Genomic DNA, 24,118 nt, shown 5'->3' on the forward strand with positions numbered 1-24,118 from the left:
GCTGTGAAAACCAGCGGCCAGCCGTCGGGTTATTCGGTGTCGGACCGCCGCATGGCTTGGCTGACGCGGAAGCTTCCTGGGGAAATGCCGCGGGAACGTGTGCGCAGTACGGGGGTTTGCTGCGATGTCCCGCCACGGGCCTCGCGCGCGATGATGAACAGGCCGCTGGCAACAATTACACTGGCGCCCAAAAGGGTCATGCTGTCCGGCGTTTCGTTAAATACCAATATCCCAAAGATGGCCGCCCAGACGATCTGTGAGTATTGCATCGGGGCCACCAAAGCCGCCTCGGCGTTTGTGTAGGAATAGACCAGCAACAATGAAGCGACAAAGCTGAACAAGGCCACAGTGGCCATGCCGCCCAGATCTGCCAATCCAACCGGTTGGTAGACAAATGTCATCGCCACGCCCATGACGCCGACGTTGATCAAAAGCGGATACAGCATCAGCACCACACGCCGTTCTTCGCGGCCGATCTTGCGCAGCACCACCGATTGCAGAGCCACCGCAAATGCCGCCAAAAGGGCCGCAAAATGACCCATCTGAAGTTCGGTCACACCGGGTCGAACAACGATGATGACGCCGCAAAGCCCCATCAGAACCGCTAGCATCCGCCAGATTCCGACTCTCTCTCCTAGGATCGGAATGGCCAAAACAGTGATCAGCAACGGGGCCGCAAACAACAGCGCATAGACCTGCGCCAATGGCAGCACTGTGAAGGCAAAGAACGCCGCCGTGGGTGAGGTCACAACGCACACGGATCGCAGAGCCACCCACCACGGATGAACCGGTCGCAGATTGCCCTGACTGGGGTCACGTACCAGCATCAAAGTGATTAGTGGAAAGCTGAACAATCCGGAGAAGAACACGATCTGAAACGGCGAAAACGTTGCGCCGAGGAATTTCACGATCACATCGTGCGTCGAAAAGATCGCAAACGCCAAAAGCGCGGCCAAAACGGCTTTGAGGTTCATGAGGGTCTCCCGACGGGTGCTGAATTTCGGGATGTTAGCGCAATCTAGGTGCGCGTGGTAGGAGCGCTGCAAAAGAAAAAGGCGCCCTAAGGCGCCTTTGAGACCGCGATTGGCCGATCTATTACAGGCTGGCGTCCAGCGCCGCCAAAAGGGCATCGCCCATTTCTGTGGTCGATACGGGTGTGCCACCATCAGCTTGCATCAGATCGCCGGTGCGCACGCCGTCCGCCAGAACCTTTTCCACGGCCGCTTCCAAACGGTCCGCCTCGCCGCCTTCGCCGAAGGAATAGCGCAACGCCATAGCAAAGCTCAGCACGCATGCGCAGGGGTTGGCTTTGCCTTGGCCGGCAATATCAGGTGCGGAGCCATGTACGGGTTCGTAAAGCGCTTTGGGGCGGCCGTTGTCCATTGGCGCACCCAGTGACGCGGAGGGCAACATGCCCAGCGAGCCGGTCAGCATGGCAGCGCAATCCGAAAGGATATCGCCAAACAGGTTGTCGGTGTAGATCACGTCAAACTGTTTTGGCGCACGCACCAGCTGCATCGCGCCGTTGTCGGCATACATGTGCGACAGCTCGACTTCGGGGTAGTCTTTGGACACTTCGGTCACAACTTGGCGCCACAGGATGCCGCTTTCCATGACGTTGGCTTTTTCCATCGAGCACAGACGTTTGTCGCGCTTCATGGCCAGATCGAAGGCTGCCCGTGCGCCGCGTTCGATTTCGCTCTCGGTATAGCGCTGCGTGTTGATGCCAACCCGCTCGTTGCCCTCTTCAAAGATGCCGCGCGGCTCACCGAAGTACACACCAGAGGTCAGTTCGCGCACGATCATGATGTCCAGACCGGCAACCAGTTCGGTTTTCAGCGACGAAAAATCCGACAGCGCGTCAAAACATTGCGCTGGGCGCAGGTTGGCAAAGAGGTCCATTTCTTTGCGCAAACGCAACAGGCCGCGTTCGGGTTTCACCGAGAAATCCAGATCGTCGTATTTCGGACCGCCCACGGCGCCAAGCAGAACCGCGTCCACTTCTTGGGCTTTGGCCATGGTGTCGTCATGCAGCGGAACGCCGTGTTTGTCATAGGCAGCACCGCCCACGAGGTCTTCGCTTACGTCAAAGTTCAGGCCGCGATTGTCGCCAAACCAGCCGATAACGCGCTGCACTTGGCTCATGACTTCGGGGCCGATGCCGTCGCCAGCGAGGATGAGAAGCGAGGGATTGCTCATGGGGTGTCGTCCTTGATCATATGGGTCGGCAATGGACTAGCGGTTGAGGTCGCAAAGATCAAGAAACGAAGGGCTTCAATGCGCCCGCCAATAGATCCCAAATGCGGGAAATGCGCGGCGTGTGACGCAACGCCTCATGGGCCGTCAACCAAACCGGCAAGGTAGGAAGGGGGAAGTCGAGCGGCACCTCTTGGATGCCGGGCGTATTGCGGGCGATAATTGCTTGGCAAAATCCAAGGCCACAGCCCGCCTGAACGAGCTGCCAATAGGCGGTTTGATTGTCGCACCGCACCCCGAACCAATCCCGCGTGGCGGGGATGCCCATGCCGCGCATCTCGCGGATGATATCGTCGTTGGCGTCGTACCCTACCATGTCATGGTGGCGAAGATCATCGGCGTTCTGCGGCACCCCTTTGCGGTCCAGATAGCCGCGCGTCGCAAACATACCCAGCGTGATGTCGCCAAGATGGCGGGTGACCATATCAAGCTGTTCAGGGCGGTACATGCGCACGGCAATATCAGCCTCGCGGAACAGCAGATTTTCGGATTGGTCGGACGGCAAAAGGTCGATCCTGATGTTGGGTTCTGTCTGGCGGATTTTGGCGATGATGTCGGGCATCACGTGATGCGCCATAAACACTGAACACGCGATACGCACGTCACCTTCGAGCTTGTTTTCGTGCCCCGCCGCCTGAAGCGACAAGTCCGCCATTGCCCGCGCCACGGCTCGGGCAGGGGACAGCAGTTCCTGTCCTTTGTCGGTCAATTCAAACCCGCGCGCCTGACGGTGAAACAACTCGAGCCCCAATTGATCTTCAAGTGTTCGAATATGGCGCCCTAGAGTCGGCTGCGACGCGTTTAGATGTCGCGCAGCAGCGGACAAAGAACCGGTTTCGGCTACGGCAACGAAAGACTGAACCAACGACCAGTCGAGGTTTGAGAGGGGTGTGTCCATTCACAAATGAATATCACAGCTTTGATTTTTGCCAATGATCAATTGAAAACGAATGTCTTATCTTGGGTGCAGAGATAGGAGAACGAATATGAGCAAGACAGTTTTGATCCTTGGCGCGTCTGGCCGATTTGGCCGCAACGCTGCAGAGCAATTTGACCGTGCGGGCTGGGTTGTGCGCAATTTTGATCGCAAATCAGATACCCTCCGTCAGGCGGTGCATGGCGTGCAGGTCATCGTGAACGCATGGAACCCCGAGTATTATGACTGGGAACAGCAAGTACCGGGCTTGCATGCCGAAGTTATCGCCGCCGCCAAGACCGTGGATGCCACCGTCATCGTACCCGGCAATGTCTATGTTTATGGCGAGGGGCACGGTGGCACGTGGGACGTTACCACGCCACATCGCGCAACGAACAAGCTGGGCCAAGTCCGCCGCAACATGGAGGCCGCCTACCGCGATAGCGGAGTGCAGACGATCATTCTGCGGGCCGGAGATTTCTTAGATACCGAGGCGTCGGGCAACTGGTTTGACATGATCATGGCGCCGAAGATGGCCAAGGGCAGGTTTGTTTATCCCGGTGCAACCGATGTTGACCACGCATGGGCGTTTTTGCCGGACCTATGCCGCGCGGCTGTGATGCTGGCGGAGAAGCGCGACACATTGAACCGGTTTGAGGATGTGCCGTTTCCTGGCTACACGCTGACCGGCGCGCAAATGGCGGATCGGCTTGAGGCCGCCACTGGGCGGAGTGTGACGCTGAAAATGATGAACTGGCTGCCTATCCGTATCGCCCGCCCGTTCTGGAAACCCGCGCCATATATTCTTGAGATGCGCTATCTCTGGAATATGCCACATCGGCTCAGCGGTGCACGCCTTGAGGCATTGTTGCCGAATTTTGTGCACACGCCAGTTGAGGCCGCACTTGCCCGCTCGGTGCCATCTGCCGCTTTGATGCACCCGTTGGATCAAAAACTGATGTCGACCCAAACCAGCCTGTGACGGCTGGCGGCGACGTCTTTTATCGCAAGCAAGCCATGGTCCGGTGCACCTGCGTCGGGCCAAAACACGTCCGCGTCCAAAACCGCCCAGTCGATCGAAGGCAGCACATAGCTCACCCGCAGATCTCCGGGTTTTGGGTCTGTCCAGTCCACTGTGGGGCCCGTTTGGCGCAAGGGGTCTTGCAGGCGCGGGTCCGAAATCAGATCAGCAATGGCCTCGCGCCGTCCCTCGCCTGCGGTTGGGTCCAAGTTGGCATTGGCCGCGATTACATATCGACTTGTTGGTGCCTCACCAATTGCGCCGTCAAGGAACAGACGCCAGAAGCGGATCTCGTCGGCATTGCGCAATCCGTTGCGATCCTCAGGTCCGTCAAACACTGGTGGCCCCGCTGCAAACGTCAGTATGGTCATTTGGCGCAAAGGATGCGCTATAGGCACGGCCCAATGCCCGACACTGGACAAGCGTTGAACGGATTGCGCCGCATCACTGGGAAAGGGAGCGCCATCGACTTTCGGCATCTTTGCCCCAGGCAGATCACGCCACAAAAGATGCGAAAAATCTTGTACGTTCTCTGTCAGGATTGGCCAGCGCGACAGAACGGCCATGCCATCAGCCCCGCGAAACCGGCCATAGCCTTGCGCATCTTCTGGCCCACCCAATCGCTCGTCGCCATTCAGGTCCAATCCTGTCTGCATCCCAGTGTTGGGTGCCAAAGCAAGGACGTGATCGTACCTCTGACCCGCCTCGGACATCACGTCCCGCAGGACGCTCAGAGCGCGCAGGTCCGCATCGTAGTCAACGCCCTGTAATACCAGAATGTCCGGCGCAACGTGGGCCACTATTTGCGCGACGGCGCGCGCCTGATCATCGCCGCGCAAAAGATCGCGCAACAACGTGCCCGGCCCTCGGCGGGACATCTCAACGTCATAAGTGGCAATCCGAATGGTGTCAGCAAAGGTGATGGAGGCAAAGCACAGCGCGACAAGCGCTGCGCAGATTACGCTGGCTGCACGCCCCGCGCTGCCGCATAGGCGCGGCGGCGGTTTTCGTTGATCATTGTTGCGACGCGCAGCATCGACATGCCTCGCATGATCATGCTGGCCGGAATAAAGGCCCATGCCGTAATTGTCCAAATCAATGTCAGCGGATCATCCAAATGAATAGGATCAATCAGGTCAGACATCATCTGCACAACCGCCGGGATTAAGAATGGCATCAGAAATCCTAACGCAATGTTAAGACGTCCGTCCCGTTGCAGGCGCGGCAGCACATCGCCACCTGCGGTGGGGTCAAACAGCGGCAGGTTGACCCAGACATTGAACGCGCCGTTGCGGGCGGGCCAGCCCAGAATACGTACAAAGAAGTAGAAGATCGCCAGCGTACAAAGCGAAATCAAATAAGCCATGCCGGACGCCGTGCGCACTTCGGACAAAAGCTCGGCCGAGACGTTGTTGGGCAACATGATCACCATCAGACGCACGGGTGAATAAGGGAAGTCGATCGCGTCACCGACGATGTAGCCCAAAGCGTGCAAGAAGGAGGTGAACGCGTTGGGCGCTGCGTCGCCGCGCGCAATGACTGACAGGGTAAACACGGTCAAGAACACCGCCAAAAAGCGCAACCGGTTGAACGGTGGCGCGTAGCGGAATTCGATGATCGAAGGATACGTAGAGACATACTCGATGAACACCAGCATCCCGGCGAACAGCGCGAACAGCAACATGATGTGAACCGCATCCGCGCTGATTGTCGGCATCAGAATGGCCGGCAATGCAAACAGCAATGCCACCAAGAGTGCCCGCGTCAACGCGCTGATAAATTTGCCAAACACTGCTCGTTTCCCTTCAAACTGGACGCCGCGATTCTATGGCCTTGGTTTATGGCCCACGATCTTTTTCCAACTTGATCCCGCCAACATTGCGGCGGGGTGCCTCATTCTCGCCTTATTGTGGCATTCGTTCGTGTTGCTGCTCAAGGATTTGTTTCCGAGTTGGTAAATTTTTTGCTGACGGATTCGGGACTGGTGCGCGTTTGCATCAATTCATCGCCCCAAAAAACGGTGATTTCTCAGAAGGATACTAAATCTGGTGGCCAAAGGCGTGAGCTCCACAAGTATGACGCGCGTCGTGGCAAGGGCTTGCTTTAGCGTTGCCATATTCTTGCCTTAATTCAGAGCCGTCGCTTTATTTGATGTGAATCAAGGTTCTCAAAAGCCGAAAAACATATTCTGTATTTAGAATATGTATAGGAGCTTTGCCATGTCACATCACCCCAACACACCGCGCGCGCCTTATTCGCCGCTCTACTTTCTTGCCACGCTCGGCGCCGGTGGCCTGATGGTCACGTTTTTCATGTATCTGATGTTCTGGGTGCCCCACCCGGGCCAGCCGGTTCCGATTTTTGAAGACATTCTTGCGGCCTTTCAAACCGGAGGTATCCCGCTAAAGGCCGCCATCATTGTTGCGGTCACAGGCATTGCGGGTTTGGCGTTTCTGATGATCCGCAGCCTGATCTGGAACCTGTCGCGCTTGTCGCAGTTCCGCAGGACCGACGCCTACACAGCCCTGCGCACATCCAACGCGGAAACACAGCTGATGGCCATTCCGCTGGCGCTGGCAATGGTGGTGAACGGTGGTTTCATTATTGGTTTGGTGTTTGTACCCGGCCTTTGGGGTGTCGTTGAATTGCTGTTCCCGCTCGCAATGATCGCATTCATCGCCATCGGCGCTTATGGCCTCATGATTATGCGCGACTTTTTCGGCCGCGTGATGGTCAAAGGCGGGTTTGATTGCGCCAAAAACAACAGCTTTGCACAGGTGCTTCCGGCTTTTGCCTTTGCCATGGTGGGCGTGGGTCTTGCCGCCCCCGCCGCAATGAGCAGCCTGCCTGTGGTTGTCGGCCTGTCCTTTATCCTGTCGAGCTTCTTTATCGTTGTCGCGATCCTGTTGGCCTTTGCCAACGTGATCCTTGGTCTACGCTCGATGATGGAGCACGGTGCCACAGCCGAAAGCGCGCCAACGCTTCTGGTGATTGTGCCACTGATCACCGTGATCACCATCGCCTGGCTGCGGCAGAGCCACGGCATGCACGTGCATTTTGACGTGCACGGCGGCGCGGGCGCGACCTTCTCGATGCTGACAACCCTGCTGATGGTACAGCTTGCGGTGCTGGCTTTGGGTCTGACCGTTCTGCGCGGCTTCGGCTATGTCGGCACCTACATCACGGGTGACGCCAAATCTGCCGGATCATACGCGCTGGTCTGCCCCGGTGTGGCACTCTCGGTGATGCTGCACTTCTGGCTCAACAAAGGTCTGGTTGCGTCCGGTCTGGTCGACAAGTTCTCGCTGACTTATCTGGCGATTTCTGCGGTGGCGATTGGGTTGCAGGTCGCGATGATCTGGCTGGTGCTGAAGCTCAACGCCAAGCATATGGGCCGCGACGACTCCCATGTTGCGGTGCCTGCGGAGTAAACAATTCGGGTCAGCGTGCATCTGCATCACGCTGGCCCACACCTGCGACTAGTCCTCTCGATCCAGTCTCCAGAACTCGCAATCTTCGAACTGTTGTCGGGCGGGCGCCCACACAGGCTCGACACCACCTCGCGACATTCCCAGCTTTCTGATGAGTCCTAGCGATGCCGTATTTGTAACCTGTGCTCCGGCTTTGACGGTACGTAGGTCCAGGGTTTCAAAAGCAAATGCAATCGCCCCGAGAGACAGCTCAAAGCATAACCTTTGCGTTGGTGGTTTTCGCCGATCCAATAGCCCAGTTCCGCTTCCGTGCCGTCGATGTTCAGCTTGCACCATCCGATCACATCGCCGCAGTCGCGCCCAATGACCGTGGCGGCAAACGCAGTGCCGGCCTGGGTCGCCGCGATGGCGTCAGACAGTATCTGTTGCGTGTCTTGCAGGGTCAGGGGGGTTGGCCAAACGGCAACCCAAGCGCTGATCTCGGGCGTCATGAGCGAAGTCAAGGCTTCGGCGTCACCACGCTGACAACATCTGATCAAAAGACGCTTAGTTTCAAAAGATGCCGCTTATTGATCCATCTGCATCTCCTGAACAGTTGCGGCACGGCCCCAAAAAAGGGGCCATGTGATTCGATTTAGAAGGCTTTTAAACCCAAGGGCGCGCGGCGCCTGCTTTGGCTTCAAACGCGTCGATGGAGGTGACCTTTTCCATGGTTAGGCCGATGTCATCCAGACCATTGATCAAGCACTGCTTTTTGAAAGCATCAACTTCAAACGGGATCACATCGCCATCCGATGACGTGATTTCCTGCGCTTCCAGATCAACGGTCATCCGCGCGTTGGCGCCTTTTTCAGCGTCTTTCATCAACAGGTCGACCTGTTCCTGCGGCAAGACAATCGGCAGGATGCCGTTCTTGAAGCAGTTGTTGAAGAAGATGTCGGCGAATGACGTGGAGATCACGCATTTGATGCCGAAATCCGCAATCGCCCAAGGCGCGTGCTCGCGCGAAGAGCCACAGCCAAAGTTATCACCCGCCACAAGGATTTGCGCCTCGCGATACTGCGGTTTGTTCAGCACAAAGTCTGCGATCTCGGTGCCGTCGCGGTTGAACCGCATCTCGTCAAACAGGTTCGCACCAAAGCCGGTGCGCTTGATCGACTTCAAGAACACCTTGGGGATGATCATGTCGGTGTCGATATTCACCAGTGGCATAGGCGCCGCAATGCCGGAGAGGGTTTCGAATTTTTCCATTACATCATCTCCCGAATGTCAGTCAGCTTGCCAGTCAGTGCAGCAGCGGCAGCCATCGCAGGCGACACAAGGTGGGTGCGGCCTTTGTAGCCCTGACGCCCTTCGAAGTTCCGGTTTGACGTTGCCGCGCAACGCTCGCCTTCGCTCAGCTGATCCGGGTTCATCGCCAGACACATCGAGCAACCTGCCAGACGCCATTCAAAGCCCGCCTCGCGGAAGATGTCCGCCAGACCTTCTTCTTCGGCTTGTGCCCGCACAAGGCCAGAGCCCGGAACGATCATGGCCCGCATGCCGTCTTTGATCTTCTTGCCTTTGACCACGTCGGCCACAGCGCGGAAATCTTCGATACGGCCATTGGTGCAAGAGCCGATGAACACGGTGTCGATTTCAATGTCGGTCAGTTTCTGACCGGGTGTGAGACCCATGTAGTCAATCGACCGACGCGCCGCGTCGACTTTGCCGCCTTCGAAATCTTCGGGGTGCGGCACAACGCCGGTGATTGGCAGAACGTCTTCGGGCGACGTGCCCCAAGTCACAACCGGCTGGATGTCTTCACCCTTGAGCGTCACAACCTTGTCGAAATGCGCGCCTTCGTCGGTGAAAAGCGTTTTCCAGTATTCCAGAGCCTGCTCAAACGCGCCAGCTTTGGGCGCATGAGGACGGCCTTTGACATAGTTGAAAGTGGTCTCGTCCGGCGCGATCAGGCCAGCGCGTGCGCCGCCCTCGATGGCCATGTTGCATACAGTCATACGGCCTTCCATCGACAGATCGCGGATTGCTTCGCCGCAATACTCGATGACATAGCCGGTGCCGCCGGCTGTTCCGGTCTCACCAATCACGGCCAGCGTGATGTCTTTGGCGGTCACACCGGGCATCAGCTTGCCGGTGATCTCGACCTTCATGTTTTTGGATTTCTTCTGGATCAGCGTTTGCGTCGCCAGAACATGTTCAACCTCGGATGTGCCGATGCCATGCGCCAGCGCACCAAAAGCACCGTGCGTCGCAGTGTGGCTGTCGCCGCACACAACGGTCATGCCGGGCAGGGTCCAGCCCTGTTCGGGGCCAACGATGTGCACGATGCCCTGACGCACGTCAGAGACGGGATAGTAATGCACGCCAAATTCGCGGGCATTTTTGTCGAGGGCTTCAACCTGAATGCGGCTCTCTTCGGTCATCTGACTGGGATCATCGCGACCTGCCGTGGTCGGCACGTTATGGTCCGGCACGGCGATGGTTTTTTCCGGCGCGCGCACCTTGCGACCTGCCATACGCAAACCTTCAAAGGCTTGCGGGCTGGTCACTTCGTGCACCAAGTGGCGGTCGATATAAAGCAGGCAGGTGCCATCGTCGGCTTCGTGGGCGACATGGGCATCCCAGATTTTGTCATAGAGCGTCTTGGGGGACATAGGTCCTCTCCATTCTGTTGGGGTAGCTAGAAAGTATGGCTTTCAGAAAGGCACAGCTTTGCTGCGCCCCAAGCTCATAGCGCGGCGATTATTGACTTGGATTGACCAAAGAATCGCCAAGGCAAAAAGGCGTGGTCAGCAATATCGTAGATGCGTTTCATGCTTCTCCCCTACACGGCTGCGCAGATTCCTTCAAGCGCATCCCGCATTTCTGCATTTTGAATTGGAGGTAAGTTGCCGAAAACACCTTTGGCGTGCCAAGATGACACCAATGGAAGAAGACGCAATAGAAACCGACGGCGTTCAGACCTCGGAGCTGGACCGCATAGCGGGCGCCGAGCCGCACGTACAGTCCCAAGAGACAGTCGGGGAAACGACAGAGATTGCTCTGACGATCTGGGATCAAGTGCAGCGGTTTCTCGAAGGCCTGATGCGCCCATGGGCGGCTTATCAGGTCGCCACAGCGCTGCTTCTTCTGTTGTTGGCCTTTGGCATTGCACATCTTTTGAAACCGCGGGTTTACGACTGGCTCAAGACCCGCGAGGGCTGGCCAAAATGGCGCTATCGCTATGCTATGACGGTGCACCGCCGCATGAGCCTGATTGTGTTTGTTGCGTTGATCTGGATCACCGTCTGGATCCTGCGCGAGGTCACATGGCCAAGCCGATCTTATCTGTTGGTGATCATAGCCAATATCTCTCTGGCATGGTTGGTGGTGGTGATTGTGCTGCGGCTTGTGCACAACCAAACCCTGCGCGCGGTCCTGCGTATTGGTGCGTGGATTTGGATCACTCTGGTGTTGACCGGTCTGAACGAAGAAGCAGTGCAGTTGATGGACAGCCTCGCGCTGGAATTCGGCGAAACCCGCATCTCGCTTTGGATGATATTACAAGCGTTGGTGATGCTCGGCCTGACCTTTGCGTTCGCCCGTTTCTTCTCAAGCCAATCCTCCCGCCGCATCCGACGCAGCGAGGATATCTCGCCATCGATGCAAGTCCTGTTCATCAAGGTTCTCCAAGTGGTGCTTTACGGCGCGGCCTTTTTCATTGGCCTGCGCATCATCGGCTTTGACCTTACGGGGTTGGCCTTTATGTCCGGCTTTATCGGTGTGGGCCTTGGCTTTGGTTTGCAAAAAGTCGTGTCCAACCTTGTCTCCGGCGTGATCATCCTGATGGACAAATCCATCAAGCCCGGCGACGTGATTTCACTGGGCGAAACCTTTGGCTGGATCAACGCGCTGGGCGCGCGGTACGTCAGTGTGGTCACGCGTGACGGCAAGGAGTTTCTGATCCCGAACGAAGACCTGATCACCAATCAGGTGGTGAACTGGTCGCACTCCGACAAATACGTGCGACTCGACATCTTTTTTGGCACGGCATACGGCGACGACCCGCATCTGGTGCGCAAAATTGCGGTTGAGGCCGCGCAATCTGTGGGCCGGGTGCTGTCCTACCCCAAAACCCCCGTCTGTCACATCACCGGCTTTGGCGACAGCAGCGTGGACTATATCTTGCGATTCTGGATCGAGGATCCGACCGGTGGGCTGACCAATATTCGCGGCAATGTCTATTTGGCGCTTTGGGATGCTTTCAAGGCACACGGCATTTCGGTGCCGTTCCCGCAGCGCGAGGTGCGTCTGCTCACGGATGATGCACCATCGGCTGAAATGTGATCAATTTCTTGCCGACTCCCCTTGCCTTTCGTTGAGAATGCGGTCAGGGGGTGCTATTCTGAATTTACGCCCGGCACCGGGGCACTGCGGTGCGCAAACCAGGAGGGCAGAATTCTGTCTTTGAACACAGACGTGGCCAAGGCCGCTGAACCCCGTCCAACACCTGCTTTGGACCATACGGGTGCGACCAGCGATGCACTGCTGACCCGCATCCTCTCCTCTCTCGACGAAGACAAAGCCGAAGAGATCGTGCAGATTGATCTGCGCGGTAAAACGTCGATCGGTGATTACATGGTGATCTGTTCCGGGCGCTCATCGCGTCAGGTGATCGCGCTTGCCGAGAAACTGGTGGAACGCCTGAAATCCGAGTTTGGCCGCTTTGCCAAGGTCGAAGGCAAAGAAACCGGCGACTGGGTGTTGATCGACACCGGCGATGTGATCGTGCATGTCTTCCGTCCCGAAGTTCGAGAGTTCTATCAGCTTGAGAAAATGTGGCTGCCTGCTGGCGCCGCGTGATCGACTGACTGGCTGGCCGCCGCGAGGCGGCCGAGGAGAACGTGAATGGCACTCAAGGTGCATATCTGCGCCGTAGGTCGGCTGCGGTCTGGTGCCGAGCGTGACCTTCTTGACGATTATCTGACTCGATTTGACCGCACGGGCCGTGCGCTGGGCCTCGGTCCGGTGGCGGTGCATGAAGTGGAAGATCGCAAAGGCGGCGGCATGTCGATGGAAGCTCCCTTGTTGGAGGGAGTGATCCCGCGCGGTGCGGTGATCTGCGCCCTAGATGAGCGCGGCAAGTTGATGAGTTCTCCCGAGTTCGCAAATATGCTGGGCGGATGGCGTGATGACGGGCGTGGGGACGTGGCATTTGTGATTGGCGGCGCGGATGGGATCGACCCAAGCCTGCGCGCGCAGGCGGATGCCAAGCTGAGTTTCGGTAAAATGGTTTGGCCACACATGTTGGCCCGGGTGATGCTGGGCGAACAGCTTTATCGTGCCGCCAGCATTCTGGCGGGCGCGCCGTATCATCGGGTGTAACGACAGGGGGCTGTGCCGCGCAGGCCGTCGGAATCACAGCTGAAAATGACACTGTCGCAATACCGACGTGATACCGACGCGATACAGACTGCAATTTTTAACGTGGTTCTTGCAGCAAAGCGGCGCGGCTTTGAGAGGCAAATTCCCGGCGTGCGAGCACAATAACCGTGACCACAGAGGCAACAATGAGCGCCTGTGCGCCAAACAGCCAAGTCAGGCAGGCCATCGCAAAATAGACGGCCCTAAGCCCGCGGTTGAAGCTGCGCGAAGCGGTGATATTGACCGTCGCCGCCTTTTCGGCACGTGGCAGAGCTGTGGGATTTGACGCATCATTTGGCACGGCCGCCATCAGGATTGCGCAATAGCCAAACAGCCTGTGTGACCAGACAAATTTCAGGAAAGCGTTGGCCAGAAAAATCAGGATTACCGCCAGCTTAATCTCGATCTCCACCTGTGATTCTGGTGTTTGGGCGAGGTCCCGCGCAATGCCCGCCACGCGTTCGGGGTTGCCCATCAGGGCCAGCAAACCACCAATGGCGATCATCGATGTGGACGAGAAAAACGCTGTGCTTTGACGTAAGTTGGACACGATCTGCGCGTCAAAAACGCGCGTGTTGCGGTCCACCAAGTGCAGCATCCATTCCCGCCGGTAAAACGACATCATCTTGGACACAGAAGGGCGGTTTTTAGGTGGGTTTTCAATGATGTACCCAACGCCGAGCCAGCCGAACACGAGCATCGCCAGAGCCAGAGTATCCAGCGTGTCAAAATGGGAATTCAAGTGCGTCCACAACATGAATGGCACAGTAGCGGCAACGCAAAGGTCTTGCCAGTCGGGAAAATTGGTTATATTTATTTACCAATTATTGGGAGGTTCCGTCATGCAGATGCCAGACCCGGATCGCGCCATTCTGGCGCGCAAGGATAGGATTGTTGCTCGGCTGCGTCAGGTGTTGCCTGAGCATGCGGTCATTTCCGACGAAGTTGAGACTCGTGCTTATGAGTGCGATGCGCTGACGGCGTATAGATGTCCACCTTTGGCGGTTGCCCTGCCCACCACAACTCAGGAAGTGTCGGAAATACTTAAGGTTTGTCACGCCGAAGGTGTGCCCGTTGTGCCGCGCGGTGCCGGAACATCACTGGCCGGCGGAGCAATGCCAACAGCCGATTCAGTCATTCTTGGCGTGGCGCGGATGAACGACGTGCTGGAAACCGACTATGACAACCGCTTCATTCGGGTGCAGACAGGGCGCACAAATCTGAGCGTGTCGGGGGCTGTTGAGGAAGACGGTTTCTTTTACGCGCCGGATCCTTCAAGCCAACTGGCCTGCGCCATCGCGGGCAACATCGCGATGAATTCCGGCGGTGCGCATTGTCTGAAGTACGGGGTGACCACCAACAATCTGATGGGCGTTACGATGGTCATGATGGATGGGGAAATTGTCGAAATCGGCGGGGCGCATCTGGACGCGGGCGGGCTTGATCTGCTCGGCGTGATCTGCGGCTCCGAAGGGCAATTGGGTGTCGTGACCGAAGCGACTTTGCGTATTTTGCACAAGCCTGAGGGCGCGCGTCCTGTGTTGATGGGTTTTGACAGCAATGAGGTGGCAGGCCAATGCGTCAGCGACATCATTAAATCCGGCATCCTGCCGGTGGCAATCGAGTTCATGGATCGTCCCTGCATTCGTGCAACTGAAGCCTTTGCCGGCGCTGGATATCCGGATTGTGAAGCCTTGCTGATTGTAGAAGTTGAAGGATCAGATGCCGAAATCGACGCGCAACTGGAGCGGATTTTGGCAATTGCGCGACGGCACAATCCGGTGGAGTTGCGGGAAAGCACAAGCGCCGAGGAAAGTGCACGGATCTGGTTGGGACGTAAGTCCGCCTTTGGAGCCATGGGGCAGATCAACGACTACATGTGTCTGGACGGCACCATTCCTGTTAGCCAGCTGCCGCACGTTCTACGCCGGATTGGCGAACTGTCCAAAGAGTATGGGCTGGACGTAGGCAACGTGTTTCATGCAGGAGACGGCAACATGCATCCGCTTATTCTGTTTGATGCCAACAAGCCGGGGGATTTGGAAAAATGTGAAGCCTTTGGCGCTGATATTTTGCGACTCTGCGTTGAGGTTGGCGGCTGTTTGACAGGTGAACATGGTGTCGGCATCGAGAAACGCGATTTGATGGTGGATCAATACGCGCCGGAAGATCTGGAAATTCAGATGGCCGTCAAGGATGTGTTTGATCCGAAATGGCTTTTGAACCCTGCAAAGGTGTTTCCGCTGCGCAGTAGTGAGGCCCGACGGATGGCGGCCGAGTAATGGATATGTGGGCCGGGACCTGTTTTGATCCCCAAGAACTGCCGCGAGCCTGCTGATGAATTTAGGACCAAGAACAAGATGATGACTCCGACAAATGAGGCTGAGCTGGCCGGTTTAGTGGCTGGCGCCAAAGGCGCTTTGCGCATTCAGGGCGGCGGCACGCGGGACATCGGCGCGCCGGTCGAGGGTGACGTTTTGCGGACTTCCGATCTTGGTGGTGTGACACTTTATGAGCCGGGGGCTCTGACCTTGGTGGCGCAGGCTGGGACGCCATTGCGGGACGTTGAGGCTGCGTTGGCTGCGGAGGGTCAGCGGTTGGCGTTTGAACCGATGGATCATCGCGGGCTACTGGGAACTAATGGGACATCGACGATTGGTGGCGTGGTGGCCGCAAATGTCAGCGGACCCCGGCGCATTCAAGTCGGAGCCTGTCGTGACAGCCTTTTGGGGGTGCGTTTTGTGGATGGCGCCGGGCGCGTTCTGAAGAACGGCGGGCGGGTGATGAAAAATGTCACCGGTTATGATCTTGTCAAACTGATGGCGGGCAGTTGGGGCACTTTGGGAGTTCTGACCGAAGTGAGCCTGAAAGTGCAGGCGATACCTGAGGCGGAGGCGACACTTGTGGCCGAGGGCCTGACTTCGGCGGAGGCCATCGCAGCCTTGTCCGCTGCGTTGGGGTCACCGTATGACGTAAGCGGTGCGGCCTATGTCAGCAAAGAAGGCAAGGCGTTGGTTCGCCTGGAGGGGTTGCACAGTTCCGTGCAATACCGGGTAAAGCAATTGCAGGATGGGGCTTGTGCTGGATGGTCCATTGCCGAAGGCGTAAAAAGTGCCAGCCTGTGGCATGATGTGCGCGATGTGCGTGCTTTGGCTGACGCAGTTGGCGCAATCTGGCGGCTGTCGGTCAAACCCACGGATGCGCCCGCGGTGTTGGAGAAACTGGGCGAACCGGACGCGGTTTGCGACTGGGGTGGCGGGTTGATCTGGGTGGCTGTGCCTGAAGACCTGGATTTACGCGCGATTTTGTCAGCGGTTGGAGGGCATGCCACGTTGGTCAAAGCCTCTGAGGATGTGCGCAGACATGTGCCGGTGTTTCCTCCGGAACCGGCAGCATTGGCCGCGATTTCCAGAGGACTGCGGGCAAAGTTTGACCCGCGCGGCATTCTTAATCCGGGAAAGATGGGATGAGTGCACAAGACCGGTTCGATTGTCCGTGTTGCGGTGAGATTGACGAATTCAAAGAGCCCGGCTGTTTTGAAATTTGCGAAATGTGCAACTGGCAAAATGATCCTGTCCAGTTGCGCGATCCCGGCATGAAAGGTGGCGCCAACGGGCTTTCTCTGAACCAGGCGCGTCAGACCTACATTGTGCTTGGAGCAAGTGATCCCACTTCTCGCCCCCTGGACCCAAGAAGGTTGCCATAGATATGCAGACGACATTCACGGAAAAGCAGCTTGAAGATCCCGGCATTCAACGCGCCAACGAGATCTTGCGCGCCTGCGTACATTGCGGATTTTGCACGGCGACCTGTCCGACGTATCAGGTGTTGGGTGATGAGCTTGATAGCCCGCGCGGGCGGATCTATCAGATCAAGGATATGCTTGAGAACGAGCGTGTGCCGGATGCCAAAACGGTTATGCACATAGACCGTTGCCTCAGTTGTTTGGCCTGTATGACGACCTGCCCGAGTGGGGTGCATTACATGCATCTGGTGGATCACGCGCGGGAGTACATAGAAGCCACATACAAGCGGCCGTTTACTGATCGGATGTTACGCTGGTTGTTGGCGCGAATTTTGCCGTATCCGATGCGGTTTCGCTGGGCGTTGATTGGCGCCAAAATCGGGCGGCCTTTCCGGTTTTTGATGCCGGACGCGCGGTTGCGCGCGATGTTGGACATGGCGCCAAAATCCATTCCACCCGTCAGTCGCAACGATGATCCGCAAAGCTTTGCCCCCGACGGCGTGCGCAAAAAGAGGGTCGCTTTGATGACGGGGTGTGCGCAAAAGGCGCTAAACACCGACATCAATGACGCCACCATTCGGCTTCTGACACGGCTGGGGTGCGAGGTCGTGGTGGCCGAAGGTGCGGGGTGCTGCGGAGCATTGACCCATCATATGGGTAAGGTGAACGAAAGCCACGCAGCGGCGGCAAAAAACATTGCCGCCTGGTGTGCAGAAATTGATGGCGATGGGCTGGATGCGATTGTCATAAACACCTCGGGCTGCGGCACAACGGTCAAGGATTATGGGCATATGTTCCGCAATGAGGCGCTGGCAGCAGATGCCGCGCGAGTCAGTGAGATCGCGATGGATGTGTCGGAGGTGTTGATGCAGCTTGATCTGCCAGAAGGCGCAAGCAAGGACACGGTGGTGGCCTATCATGCGGCTTGTTCGCTGCAGCATGGACAACAGATCAAGACGTTTCCCAAGGATTTGCTGAAACGTGCGGGGTTCACGGTGGTGGAGCCCGCCGACAGCCATCTTTGTTGCGGCTCAGCGGGGACATATAACCTGATGCAGCCGGAGATTTCAGGTCAGCTCAAAGATCGCAAAGTGCAAACACTGGAGGCGAAAAACCCGAACATCATCGCTGCTGGCAACATAGGTTGTATGATGCAGATCGGATCGGGGACGGACGTGCCAATAGTGCACACTGTTGAGCTTTTGGATTGGGCAACAGGTGGGCCGCAACCAAGAGCACTTACGGAACCGGGGAAAAGAGTGCCGGATATCCCGATACTGCGCTAGTTTGACAAAGTGCCATGCGCGACAAGGTGCTGCCTCATTTCGGCCAAGAGGTGGCGGTAGTCCCATGGGACAGTTCAAACAGGAGCGCGCGGTGGCCCGGCTTTTTGCATCTTTACTGATCTTGTTTTTGGCGTCTTCTGTTTTGGCAGAAGACTCGGGTCTGCGCCGTCTGGACACAGGCGAAGCCAGCAAAGGCTGGGGCGCGGTTGGTCGGTTGGAATTTGACGGGCGCGGCTTTTGCACAGGCGCTTTGATTGCACCGGACAAGGTGTTGACTGCAGCGCATTGCCTGTTTGATCGCGACACCGGCGAGGCACGTGATCTGAGTGCGGTGGAATTCCGCGCTGGTTGGCGCAACGGACGCGCGGAGGCCTATCGCAAAGTGCGGCGTGCTGCTGTGCATCCAGACTATGTTTTTGGTCAGGACGAGCTGTTGACCCGAGCACAAAGCGACATTGCCTTGCTGGAATTGTACCACCCCATCCGCAACACCCAGATTATGCCATTTGAGACCGCTGGCCGGTTGCGAAAAGGTTCCAAAATCGGCGTGGTTTCTTATGCTGTGGGTCGTGACGCCGCGCCATCGTTTCAGGAAACCTGTCGCGTGCTAGGGCGCCATCAGGGTGTCTATGTTTTGTCGTGTGACATTGATTTCGGCAGCAGCGGCGCTCCGGTTTTTGTGACCGAAAACGGGCAAACCCGTATCGCGTCGGTTGTGGCAGCCAAAGCAGAGTTCAACGGTGAAAAGGTTGCCTTGGGTACGGCGTTGGATTTCGCTCTGTCTGAGTTGCAAGCGGTTATGGCGCAAGAGCCCGTTGTGGTTGAACGGTCCAAGACCTCGCATGAGCATCGAAATAGCACCGGCGCGAAATTTGTGCGGCCCAACGGGGGTTGAAACCCGGAAATCCTTTCCCAAATGACACTGTATCGGGACGCCAATGATGGGTCCCGTAACGAATTGCCTGTCCGTTTTGGAAGGCACATATCTGTTGTCGCTTATGTAAAGGATAACCCTATGCGCACGTATGATTTTGCACCGCTGTACCGTTCGTCAGTTGGCTTTGACCAAATTGCAAACCTGATGGATCGGGTTCTGACCAACGACGTTTCACAGCCAAGCTACCCCCCCTACAACATCGAAAAAACCGCTGATGACGCCTATCGGATCTCGTTGGCTGTCGCCGGTTTTTCGTCTGACGACCTGAGCATCGAGGTCAAGGAAAACGCTCTGTTGGTGACCGCGAGCAAAGGCGCGGAAGGCACTGACAAGACTTTTCTCCACCGTGGCATCGCCACCCGCGCGTTTGAGCGTCGCTTCCATCTGGCCGACCACGTACGTGTAACGGGCGCAAGCCACACCGACGGCATGCTGCACATCGACCTTCAACGCGAAATTCCCGAAGCGCTGAAACCACGGCGGATCGAGATCGCCAATGGCGCGTCGACAGCCGTCGAGCAAGACGTGGTTGAGACTAAGGCCGTCAACTAGTCAAAAGGAAACTGACATAGCAAACCTCCCCTTGCAGTCAGGCGCGTGTCCCAACATTGGGGCGCGCGTTTTTGGTTTGTGGTGTTGCGGTTCGCGCGATCACGGGCCACTGTCGCGCCTCACTTGAAACAGGAGCCGCGCGTGAACCTCGGCGCTTTGAAATCCAATAATTTCCGCGCTTATGTGTTTGGCTCGGCCTTTGGTCTGATGGCTATCTGGATGCAGCGGATCACGGTGGGCTGGCTGGCGTGGGAGATGACGGAGTCAGCCACACTGGTGGGCGCGGTGGCTTTTTTCCTGTTTGCGCCGTCGATTGTGTTGTCGCCGCTCTTTGGTGTCTGGGTCGACCGGATGAACGTTAAACGCGCGGTCTTGGCGGTTCAAATCCTGAACGCGGGTCTGTCTGCGGCGCTTTGGGCCACAGTGGCATCGGGCACCGTGTCCCCGTATCTTTTGGTGCTGTTTTCGCTTTTGTTCGGGGTGGTGATGGCGGCCAATCATCCGGTGCGGATGTCATTGACGCCGCGACTGGTTCGGCGGGAATATGTCGGGTCCGTGGTCACCATTGTGGCGATCAATTTCAACATAGCACGTATGATTGGCCCCGCCGTAGGTGGCGTCTTGATTGCGCTTATAGGCGTCGCGCATACGCTGCTTGTTCAGTGGCTTTTGTTTCTTCCTTATATCTTTGTTCTAACACGCCTTTCCCTGCGCCCCCGGCGCGACACAGGCAGCGCACAGGAGCCGTTTTTTCAGGCTTTGGCAGCGGGTTTGCGGTATGTCTGGCGCACGATTTCGGTGCGCGAGGCGATGTTTGTTGCCGGAATTCTGGCGCTTGTGGCGCGTGGCGCGCTGGAGGTCTTGCCACCTTTGGCGGACGGAGTCTTTAACAAAGGCGCCAGCGGCCTTGGTATTCTAATGAGCGTCACGGGTGTCGGGGCCATCCTGGGCGGGTTTTCGCAAGCGTTGTTGCCTCCGCAAGAGCCCGGACGCCTGCCTTTGTCGACGCGATTGGCAATCGTTTTGGGGCTTGCGTTGGTCGTCTGTCTTGGGTTCGCCCCAACTTGGGAAAGCGCGTTGGTGGTGGCGGCGGCGATGTCGTTTGTCACAACCGTCACTGCGATCTCGACGCAGACTGCCATTCAGCTTGATCTTGAGGATGACATGCGTGGTCGGGTCATGAGCCTGTGGGCTGTGATTGCGGCAGGCGGGTCGGCGTTGGGTGCGGGAATGATGGGGGTTTTGGCAGATGCGATTGGGCTTCAGTCGGCGCTGATCATCACTGGCGCGTCCTCCACGACACTTGTGGGCGGCTATCTAATGTTCATGCACATTCGGCGGATTGCCCAGTAAAAAGCCCCGACGCGTGAACGTCGGGGCCATCTTGCGAGTACAACCCAACTATTAGTTGGCAGCGGGTTCGATGTTGCCAAGGTTGAGGAAGATCGTCTCGCCAGAGTGATCGTCCACACCGTCGTTGTCGGTGACCATGAAGGCGGTCCCGTCTTCGGAGATGGCCAAACCTTCGACTTTGTCCAAGACATAGCCGCCGGTAGAGGTCAGGTCAGGCAACAGATCACGTACCAGAGATTTGCTGACAACTGGCAAGTCACCACCCAAAGGTGCAGGCACCATCTCGGAAGCCGGCACGCGGTAGATTTTCTTGGTCACTGCGCGGAAATCGTGCTGGTTGTCACGCTCAACGATATAGACCCAATCACCGTGTGCGACGATTTCCGAGAGGCCAACCCAACCCGTGGCTGGTTCCGCTTTGGGATAATGCACCGCACCCCATTCTTTGGTTTCAAGGTTGTAGGACACCAGTTTGACGTGGTGCCTTGGATCGTCTTTCCATTCCCGTTGAACGGCCATCCAAAGGGTGTCGCCGATCTTGGTGATGCCTTCGAATCCAAAGCGTTTCTCGACCGCCATCAATTCTGCTGGCAGGCCGATCTCGCCCTTGCGGTCCTTGATCATACCTTTGGCAGACACGTGATAGATCGCATGTGGGATCACCCGGTCGGTGCGGCCTTCGGAAGAGACGTAAAAGCCCCCCTGGCCGTCAAGCGTGATGCCTTCGAGATCCAGTTTCTGCGCTGGGTGGCCGTCCTGACGATGAATGCGGATTACGTCCACGATGCGCGCAGGAGTGTGGTTGGTGTCGATCTTGAAGATAGATGGCTGGAAGCCGTAAAAGCTGTCGTTGACCGCCCAGAGGATGCCGTCCTTGTCAGCCACAAGACCAGACAATGCGCCCCAGCCGATCAGTTCGTCTGCGCCTGCGGATGTGAGGTGCGGGTAAGAGGCCGGCGCGGTCTGATATTCAAACAACATGACGTGCGCACGCGCGCCGTTGTCTTCGATCAGGTCTTTTTCGTTCGCGGAAATCAAGAGATTGCGCTCGGGGATTGCGACGTAGCCCTCAGGGCCGACACCCGACGGCAGCAGCTGTTTCAGCACCGGAGCAGCGGGGTCAGTGACGTCATAAACACCCACAATCGAGGCACGTTCAGCACCGACAAAAAGGTAAGGTGTGTCGCCGAATTTGGCGAATGTCACGCTTTCAGGCTCAACGCCTTTGCTGTCGGAGCGTTTGTCAGGGTAGTGGCCGATTTCGATGATGGCTTTTTCAAACTCGGTGCCGTTTTCGTACACAACGGAGCCGTCCTTGTTAAAGATCGTCCAGCCGCGCGAACCACCTTCGTAGTCGCCTTCGTTTGCCGTGGCGAAGTGGGCATCGTCGATCCAAGTCACCGCATCAGGTTCGCGTTTGCGGCCCTCTTGGCTTTCGGTGAAGAGCAACGCGCCGCGCTCATCAGTCGCGTCAATGCCTTCCAGATCAACCGCACCGGCCGAGAAGTGATTTTGCACAGTGCCGTCTGTGGCAACAACCACAAGGTGGTTGTTTTCCTGAATGGTAACAATAGTTTCACCCAACGTGTTGATCGACACAAATTCGGGCTCGGGATCAGATGGAGCGATGTCAGCGAGGCCGGTAAGATCAACTTTGGCCAATGTATCGCAGTCCAACTGCCCGTCTTTGGTCAGCTCGATCATCGCCAGAAAGCCGGCGGGGCCTTGTGGAATAATCCCGTCGTTAAGGTCTTCGTCACGTTCGTTTTCGATCGCTACAGACACAAAGCTGGCGTCGGGTGCCACGGCAACCGAATCCGGTTGGCCGCCAAGATCACAGCTGTTGGTGACGGTGCCGTCGGCGATGTTGATCGACTGCAACATGCCAGACGGCGCGGTATAGCTTTCGGAGGTGTTGACGCCGACGATGGCGAGGTCACCCACGATGCCCACGGATGTCGGCTCACCAGTTAGGGCAATGTTGCCCAACGGCTTTGGGTTGGCGGGATCGGTGATGTCGATACGACCCAAGGCACCCAGCGGGCTATCTGTGTAGACCAGCGTCATGCCGTCTGCGGTGGCGGCGATGATTTCGGGCGAAGTTTCGCGGTTGGTGTCTTCGCCAGCGGCCATGTTTTTGACCACGGGAAAAGACGCGATGCGGTTGAAGGTCATCTCGGCGGCGGCCTGAGAGGCAACCAACGCCACGACCGAAGTCAGGCAAAGGGTACGAAGCGACATCAAAGTTCTCCTTTTGGGATTGTCTTTGACGGTGCTACATCGCGTCTGCAAAACGTCGGTATCGCGTCGGTGACAAATTTGTGAAAATCGCGTCCGGATTGTCCGGCCGGAGAGGGCCAAAGAAGGGTTTGTTATCTCCGTCCCAGTGCAGCATTCTGCGCAACAAATGAGAGATGGGGAGAGACAAATGGATTGGGACGACGCCTATGCCAACGCGGCCTATATTGAAGGCGCAGATGCCTATCCGGATCGTTGGGCCAAAGAGGCCGCAACCTATCGCAACGAGTCGGCGGCGCGGGTTGATGTGGCCTATGGCACCGGTGCGCGGGAAGTCTATGATCTGATGCTGCCCGAAGGCACACCAAAGGGTCTGCTGGTTTTTGTGCATGGCGGCTATTGGCTGCGGTTTGACAAGTCTTTCTGGAGCGCGTTCGCAAAGGGCGCACGCGCGCGTGGCTGGGCGGTGGCGATGCCATCATATGATCTGGCACCAGACGTGCGGATTTCAGAGATCACGCAGCAAATTGCCGGGGCCATCACACATGCGGCGGGCGAGGTTGCGGGACCGATCGTTCTGGCGGGGCATTCTGCAGGCGGGCATCTTGTTGCGCGGGCTGTTTGTTCGGGTGTCTTGCCGGAGAATGTGGCGGCGCGGGTGGTGCGATCTGTGCCCATTTCCCCTGTGTCTGATCTACGCCCGTTATTGAAGACTTCGATGAATACCGACCTACAGTTGGACGAGGCAGAATGTCTTGCCGAGAGTCCGGCGCTATTGTCGCCGCGCGATGATGTGGAGGTCACGGTTGTGGTTGGGTCGGCTGAGCGGCCTGTTTTTCTCGATCAGGCCCAGTGGCTAAGCGAAGCTTGGGGCTGTGACCGGATTGTTGTGGGCGACAAACACCACTTTGATGTGATTGATGCGTTGGCGGATGCCGACAGCGATCTGTGCCGAATGCTGTTCGCTGGCTAAGCAA

The 24,118-nt window shown here is 57.3% G+C and carries 23 protein-coding genes; 13 read left to right on the forward strand and 10 right to left on the reverse strand.

The genetic code is table 11. The features are described from left to right. Window positions 1–29: 29 nt before the first annotated feature. The 3 genes from SHIM_RS16835 to SHIM_RS16845 form a co-directional block, all read right to left on the reverse strand. Window positions 30–974 carry a DMT family transporter gene (locus tag SHIM_RS16835; protein WP_054003832.1) on the reverse strand — a complete coding sequence of 315 codons (945 nt, stop codon included), beginning with the start codon at window positions 972–974 and terminating at the stop codon, window positions 30–32. 121 nt (window positions 975–1,095) lie between these two features. Then, a complete protein-coding gene (gene leuB, locus SHIM_RS16840) occupies window positions 1,096–2,199 on the reverse strand; it encodes a 3-isopropylmalate dehydrogenase (protein WP_054003833.1) in 1,104 nt (367 codons plus the stop codon). Between the two features lie 58 nt (window positions 2,200–2,257). Beyond that, window positions 2,258–3,154: a LysR family transcriptional regulator gene (locus SHIM_RS16845; protein WP_054003834.1), complete on the reverse strand. Its 897-nt coding sequence runs from the start codon at window positions 3,152–3,154 to the stop codon at window positions 2,258–2,260. A gap of 88 nt (window positions 3,155–3,242) precedes the next feature. Between SHIM_RS16845 and SHIM_RS16850 the strand changes: the two genes are divergently transcribed. Further along, a complete protein-coding gene (locus SHIM_RS16850) occupies window positions 3,243–4,154 on the forward strand; it encodes an epimerase (RefSeq protein ID WP_054003835.1) in 912 nt (303 codons plus the stop codon). On the opposite strand, the gene SHIM_RS16855 is transcribed toward SHIM_RS16850, so the two are convergent. After that, complete coding sequence (locus SHIM_RS16855) at window positions 4,121–5,071, reverse strand: endonuclease/exonuclease/phosphatase family protein (protein WP_241488918.1); 951 nt, start codon at window positions 5,069–5,071, stop codon at window positions 4,121–4,123. The genes SHIM_RS16850 and SHIM_RS16855 overlap by 34 nt on opposite strands. Window positions 5,072–5,151: 80 nt before the next feature. Then, window positions 5,152–5,985 carry a hypothetical protein gene (locus SHIM_RS20585; RefSeq protein ID WP_054003836.1) on the reverse strand — a complete coding sequence of 278 codons (834 nt, stop codon included), beginning with the start codon at window positions 5,983–5,985 and terminating at the stop codon, window positions 5,152–5,154. Window positions 5,986–6,412: 427 nt separating this feature from the next. Between SHIM_RS20585 and SHIM_RS16865 the strand changes: the two genes are divergently transcribed. Next, on the forward strand, window positions 6,413–7,624 hold the full coding sequence (locus SHIM_RS16865; RefSeq protein WP_054003837.1) for a TsoY family (seleno)protein: 1,212 nt from the start codon (window positions 6,413–6,415) through the stop codon (window positions 7,622–7,624). A gap of 158 nt (window positions 7,625–7,782) precedes the next feature. Here the strand turns inward: SHIM_RS16865 and SHIM_RS16870 are convergent, their stop codons facing one another. The 3 genes from SHIM_RS16870 to leuC all read right to left on the reverse strand — a co-directional run bounded on the left by SHIM_RS16870 (window position 7,783) and on the right by leuC (window position 10,281). Further along, window positions 7,783–8,163, reverse strand: a complete 381-nt coding sequence (locus tag SHIM_RS16870) for a GNAT family N-acetyltransferase (protein ID WP_082358440.1) — start codon at window positions 8,161–8,163, stop codon at window positions 7,783–7,785. 106 nt (window positions 8,164–8,269) lie between these two features. After that, window positions 8,270–8,875 carry a 3-isopropylmalate dehydratase small subunit gene (gene leuD, locus SHIM_RS16875; protein ID WP_054003839.1) on the reverse strand — a complete coding sequence of 202 codons (606 nt, stop codon included), beginning with the start codon at window positions 8,873–8,875 and terminating at the stop codon, window positions 8,270–8,272. Further along, complete coding sequence (gene leuC / locus SHIM_RS16880; protein ID WP_054003840.1) at window positions 8,875–10,281, reverse strand: 3-isopropylmalate dehydratase large subunit; 1,407 nt, start codon at window positions 10,279–10,281, stop codon at window positions 8,875–8,877. The genes leuD and leuC overlap by 1 nt, the downstream gene beginning before the upstream one ends. Window positions 10,282–10,543: 262 nt before the next feature. Between leuC and SHIM_RS16885 the strand changes: the two genes are divergently transcribed. The 3 genes from SHIM_RS16885 (at window position 10,544) to rlmH (ending at window position 12,991) form a co-directional block, all read left to right on the forward strand. Continuing rightward, window positions 10,544–11,953, forward strand: a complete 1,410-nt coding sequence (locus SHIM_RS16885; RefSeq protein ID WP_446740607.1) for a mechanosensitive ion channel family protein — start codon at window positions 10,544–10,546, stop codon at window positions 11,951–11,953. Between the two features lie 132 nt (window positions 11,954–12,085). After that, a complete protein-coding gene (rsfS, locus tag SHIM_RS16890; protein ID WP_241488913.1) occupies window positions 12,086–12,469 on the forward strand; it encodes a ribosome silencing factor in 384 nt (127 codons plus the stop codon). Between the two features lie 45 nt (window positions 12,470–12,514). Continuing rightward, window positions 12,515–12,991 (forward strand): 23S rRNA (pseudouridine(1915)-N(3))-methyltransferase RlmH, encoded by a 477-nt coding sequence (rlmH, locus tag SHIM_RS16895; RefSeq protein WP_054003841.1) that lies wholly within the window; start codon window positions 12,515–12,517, stop codon window positions 12,989–12,991. A gap of 97 nt (window positions 12,992–13,088) precedes the next feature. On the opposite strand, the gene SHIM_RS16900 is transcribed toward rlmH, so the two are convergent. Further along, window positions 13,089–13,787, reverse strand: coding sequence for a DUF599 domain-containing protein (locus SHIM_RS16900; RefSeq protein WP_054003842.1), 699 nt, complete (start codon window positions 13,785–13,787; stop codon window positions 13,089–13,091). An 85-nt stretch (window positions 13,788–13,872) separates the two neighbouring features. Between SHIM_RS16900 and SHIM_RS16905 the strand changes: the two genes are divergently transcribed. From SHIM_RS16905 to SHIM_RS16935, 7 genes are all read left to right on the forward strand, one after another. After that, entirely contained in the window at window positions 13,873–15,312 is a 1,440-nt protein-coding gene (locus SHIM_RS16905) for an FAD-linked oxidase C-terminal domain-containing protein (RefSeq protein WP_054003843.1), read from the forward strand. An 81-nt stretch (window positions 15,313–15,393) separates the two neighbouring features. Further along, window positions 15,394–16,500: a glycolate oxidase subunit GlcE gene (gene glcE, locus SHIM_RS16910; protein ID WP_054003976.1), complete on the forward strand. Its 1,107-nt coding sequence runs from the start codon at window positions 15,394–15,396 to the stop codon at window positions 16,498–16,500. Further along, window positions 16,497–16,736 (forward strand): CPCC family cysteine-rich protein, encoded by a 240-nt coding sequence (locus SHIM_RS20735; RefSeq protein WP_054003844.1) that lies wholly within the window; start codon window positions 16,497–16,499, stop codon window positions 16,734–16,736. Before glcE ends, SHIM_RS20735 begins: the two co-directional genes overlap by 4 nt. Before the next feature lie 2 nt (window positions 16,737–16,738). Next, complete coding sequence (glcF, locus tag SHIM_RS16920) at window positions 16,739–18,061, forward strand: glycolate oxidase subunit GlcF (RefSeq protein WP_054003845.1); 1,323 nt, start codon at window positions 16,739–16,741, stop codon at window positions 18,059–18,061. 64 nt (window positions 18,062–18,125) lie between these two features. Next, window positions 18,126–18,956, forward strand: coding sequence for a trypsin-like serine peptidase (locus SHIM_RS16925; protein ID WP_152926581.1), 831 nt, complete (start codon window positions 18,126–18,128; stop codon window positions 18,954–18,956). Window positions 18,957–19,076: 120 nt separating this feature from the next. Further along, window positions 19,077–19,550 (forward strand): Hsp20 family protein, encoded by a 474-nt coding sequence (locus tag SHIM_RS16930; RefSeq protein WP_054003846.1) that lies wholly within the window; start codon window positions 19,077–19,079, stop codon window positions 19,548–19,550. A gap of 141 nt (window positions 19,551–19,691) precedes the next feature. Beyond that, entirely contained in the window at window positions 19,692–20,903 is a 1,212-nt protein-coding gene (locus SHIM_RS16935) for an MFS transporter (protein ID WP_193749950.1), read from the forward strand. Between the two features lie 51 nt (window positions 20,904–20,954). Here SHIM_RS16935 and SHIM_RS16940 read toward each other — a convergent pair whose 3' ends face one another. Beyond that, entirely contained in the window at window positions 20,955–23,144 is a 2,190-nt protein-coding gene (locus SHIM_RS16940; protein ID WP_054003848.1) for an esterase-like activity of phytase family protein, read from the reverse strand. A gap of 187 nt (window positions 23,145–23,331) precedes the next feature. Between SHIM_RS16940 and SHIM_RS16945 the strand changes: the two genes are divergently transcribed. After that, the gene (locus tag SHIM_RS16945) at window positions 23,332–24,114 is read left to right on the forward strand and encodes an alpha/beta hydrolase (protein WP_054003849.1); all 783 of its coding nucleotides are present in this window, start codon (window positions 23,332–23,334) and stop codon (window positions 24,112–24,114) included. The last annotated feature ends 4 nt before the right edge of the window (window positions 24,115–24,118 follow it).

Source organism: Shimia sp. SK013, from assembly GCF_001292625.1.
Taxonomy (GTDB): domain Bacteria; phylum Pseudomonadota; class Alphaproteobacteria; order Rhodobacterales; family Rhodobacteraceae; genus Shimia.

What these genes read in the sequence shown, in the direction of transcription:
- glcF (WP_054003845.1), top strand. Translation starts at nt 16,739, where the DNA reads ATGCAGACGACATTCACGGAAAAGCAGCTTGAAGATCCCGGCATTCAA.
- SHIM_RS16930 (WP_054003846.1), top strand. Translation starts at nt 19,077, where the DNA reads ATGCGCACGTATGATTTTGCACCGCTGTACCGTTCGTCAGTTGGCTTT.
- leuD (WP_054003839.1), bottom strand. Translation starts at nt 8,875, where the DNA reads ATGGAAAAATTCGAAACCCTCTCCGGCATTGCGGCGCCTATGCCACTG.
- rlmH (WP_054003841.1), top strand. Translation starts at nt 12,515, where the DNA reads ATGGCACTCAAGGTGCATATCTGCGCCGTAGGTCGGCTGCGGTCTGGT.
- SHIM_RS16900 (WP_054003842.1), bottom strand. Translation starts at nt 13,787, where the DNA reads ATGTTGTGGACGCACTTGAATTCCCATTTTGACACGCTGGATACTCTG.
- leuC (WP_054003840.1), bottom strand. Translation starts at nt 10,281, where the DNA reads ATGTCCCCCAAGACGCTCTATGACAAAATCTGGGATGCCCATGTCGCC.
- glcE (WP_054003976.1), top strand. Translation starts at nt 15,394, where the DNA reads ATGACTCCGACAAATGAGGCTGAGCTGGCCGGTTTAGTGGCTGGCGCC.
- SHIM_RS16940 (WP_054003848.1), bottom strand. Translation starts at nt 23,144, where the DNA reads ATGTCGCTTCGTACCCTTTGCCTGACTTCGGTCGTGGCGTTGGTTGCC.
- SHIM_RS16835 (WP_054003832.1), bottom strand. Translation starts at nt 974, where the DNA reads ATGAACCTCAAAGCCGTTTTGGCCGCGCTTTTGGCGTTTGCGATCTTT.
- SHIM_RS20735 (WP_054003844.1), top strand. Translation starts at nt 16,497, where the DNA reads ATGAGTGCACAAGACCGGTTCGATTGTCCGTGTTGCGGTGAGATTGAC.
- SHIM_RS16855 (WP_241488918.1), bottom strand. Translation starts at nt 5,071, where the DNA reads ATGTCCCGCCGAGGGCCGGGCACGTTGTTGCGCGATCTTTTGCGCGGC.
- SHIM_RS16845 (WP_054003834.1), bottom strand. Translation starts at nt 3,154, where the DNA reads ATGGACACACCCCTCTCAAACCTCGACTGGTCGTTGGTTCAGTCTTTC.
- SHIM_RS16905 (WP_054003843.1), top strand. Translation starts at nt 13,873, where the DNA reads ATGCAGATGCCAGACCCGGATCGCGCCATTCTGGCGCGCAAGGATAGG.
- SHIM_RS16850 (WP_054003835.1), top strand. Translation starts at nt 3,243, where the DNA reads ATGAGCAAGACAGTTTTGATCCTTGGCGCGTCTGGCCGATTTGGCCGC.
- SHIM_RS16865 (WP_054003837.1), top strand. Translation starts at nt 6,413, where the DNA reads ATGTCACATCACCCCAACACACCGCGCGCGCCTTATTCGCCGCTCTAC.
- SHIM_RS16925 (WP_152926581.1), top strand. Translation starts at nt 18,126, where the DNA reads ATGGGACAGTTCAAACAGGAGCGCGCGGTGGCCCGGCTTTTTGCATCT.
- SHIM_RS16885 (WP_446740607.1), top strand. Translation starts at nt 10,544, where the DNA reads ATGACACCAATGGAAGAAGACGCAATAGAAACCGACGGCGTTCAGACC.
- SHIM_RS16945 (WP_054003849.1), top strand. Translation starts at nt 23,332, where the DNA reads ATGGATTGGGACGACGCCTATGCCAACGCGGCCTATATTGAAGGCGCA.
- leuB (WP_054003833.1), bottom strand. Translation starts at nt 2,199, where the DNA reads ATGAGCAATCCCTCGCTTCTCATCCTCGCTGGCGACGGCATCGGCCCC.